We start from the raw sequence: 2,070 nt of genomic DNA on the forward strand, positions 1-2,070 counted from the left end.
GGGCGCCGGGGCGGGGGGGCCCCCGGGGGGGGCGGGGGGGGGGGCCCCGGGGGCCCCACCCCCCCCCCCCGCGCGGGGCCGGGGGGGGGGGCGCCCCCCCCCCCCCGCCGGGGGGGGGGGGGGCCACGGTCGTCTGCGCTCGCGGGCCGGGGCTCGTACGCGATGCCCGTGGGCCACGGGACGACGCGGGCGCGGCGGGGGAGGCGCCGGGCGAGCGGGGTGGTGCGGTGCGTCGGCGCGGGCCGCGGGGCCCGACGCTGTGTGGTGCCGGTTGCCCGGCCCGGTGTTGGGGAGAGCGGCCGGCCCGTCGCATGGCCCGTAGGACGGCCCGTACGGACCCGGCCACGGCCCCCAGCGGGCACGTACGGGCGGAGGGACGCCCGCCCGAGCCTGCCGCCGGTGCGCCGGCCTCCGGGCGGCTCAGCCGTGCGTGGTGCCGGTGGCCAGTTCCTTCGCGGCCTCGGTGAGGTCCTTCGCGGTGTCGATGGCGCGCCAGTACGCGCCGTGCGGCAGCGGGTAGCCGGCCAGTCGGCGCTCGCGGGCCAGCCGTGGGAAGGTGGTGCGCTCGTGGTCTCCGCGGTCCGGCAGGAGTTCGGTGAAGGCCGCGGAGAACACGTACACGCCCGCGTTGATCAGGTACGGGGACGGCGGCGCCTCGATGAAGTCGAGTACGTGGCCGAACTCGTCGGTCTCCACGGCGCCCCACGGGATGCGCGGCCTGGCCAGGGCGAGCGTCGCATCGGCGTCGCGCTCGTGGTGGAAGCCGGCCATCTCGCGCAGCGAGAACCGGGTCCAGATGTCGCCGTTGGTCGCGTACCAGGGCTGGTCAGGTTGGGGCAGCGAGGCCGCCGCGTACTTGAGGCCACCGCCGCGGCCCAACGGCTCGGGCTCGACCACCGTCGTGACGCGCAGCGGGAGGTCGGCGCTGGTCAGCCACTCCTGGAGGACCTCGGCGAGGTGGCCGCAGGAGACGACGGCGTCGGTGACGCCCTCGGTGGCCAGCCAGGCGAGTTGGTGGCCGATGATCGGGGTTCCGGTCCCGGGGATCTCGACCATCGGCTTGGGCCGGTCGTCGGTGTACGGGCGGAGCCGCGAACCCTGGCCGCCGGCGAGGATGACGGCCTGGGTGGGGGCGCCGGAGTGCACCACCGGGCGGGCGGCGCGCTCGACGGGGGCGCCGGTCGGTGCCGGGGCCGACGCGCTCGCGGCGGGGGCCTGCGGCACCGAGCGGGCGTCCGCCGCGGTGGCGCGTGCGGGCCCGGTGGACGCCGAGGGCGCGTGGGACGCGGCCGGGCCGGCAGGGGTCGTAGGACGGATGGGGTCGTGGGTCATGACCGCACGATAGGTGTTGGCCGGCGCGGGCGCCGACCAGTTGCGGGACCTGCTCGGCCCGGGCCTTGCCGGGTCAGTTGGCCTGGGCGACGCCGGAGGCGAAGGAGGTGTCGCAGACGGGGCGGGAGAAGGCCTGCGCGCGGTGCGCGGCGCCGCCGTACTTGGTGACCGCGGCACGGCCGAGGGCGCGGGCGATGGACGCACAGTGCTGGGCCAGCGAGGGACGTTCGGTGATCGCCTCTTGGAGTTGGGTGAGGGCGGCACCGGGGTCCTTCTCCTGCTGTTCGGCGAGGAGTTGGTCGCGCAGCACCTCGTGTGCGGGGCGGCCGGCCTGGCTTGAGGCGTTTCGGGCGGAGGCGCTGAGCACCGAGTCCCCGGACTTGCCGGCCCACGGCACGGCGGTGACCGCGAGGGTGCCGGAGAGGACGAGCACGACGGGGAGGACGAAGGCGAGGGTTCTGCCGATACGGCGGGCGGCCTGGTTCATGCCCGCGATCGTAGCGAGCAGTGATGATTTGGCGACATTTAGTCACCCTGTTGAGGGACGAGTTGGCACCCGCATGCGGATTGAGGGTTGACGCACACGGCTCGAAAAGGCCGCCGTGTCCGATATTTCACCACGACGACGCCCCCCGCCGCCCCCCCCCCCCCGGCGGGGGGGGGCCGGACGGTGCGCACCATGATCGACCTACCCGCGGCGTCCGCGGTGCCCGCGACCTTGGCCACGGTGCGGGAGGC

General features: G+C 76.5%; 2 protein-coding genes. Both read right to left on the minus strand.

The window, feature by feature from the left end:
- Positions 1-420: 420 nt before the first annotated feature.
- Positions 421-1,146 (minus strand): nucleotidyltransferase family protein, encoded by a 726-nt coding sequence (locus AAHZ94_RS33235; RefSeq protein WP_349997428.1) that lies wholly within the window; start codon positions 1,144-1,146, stop codon positions 421-423.
- A 259-nt stretch (positions 1,147-1,405) separates the two neighbouring features.
- Positions 1,406-1,819, minus strand: a complete 414-nt coding sequence (locus tag AAHZ94_RS33240) for a hypothetical protein (protein WP_349997427.1) — start codon at positions 1,817-1,819, stop codon at positions 1,406-1,408.
- Positions 1,820-2,070: the final 251 nt, after the last annotated feature.

The organism is Streptomyces sp. HSW2009, from assembly GCF_040240285.1.
Classification (GTDB): domain Bacteria; phylum Actinomycetota; class Actinomycetes; order Streptomycetales; family Streptomycetaceae; genus Streptomyces.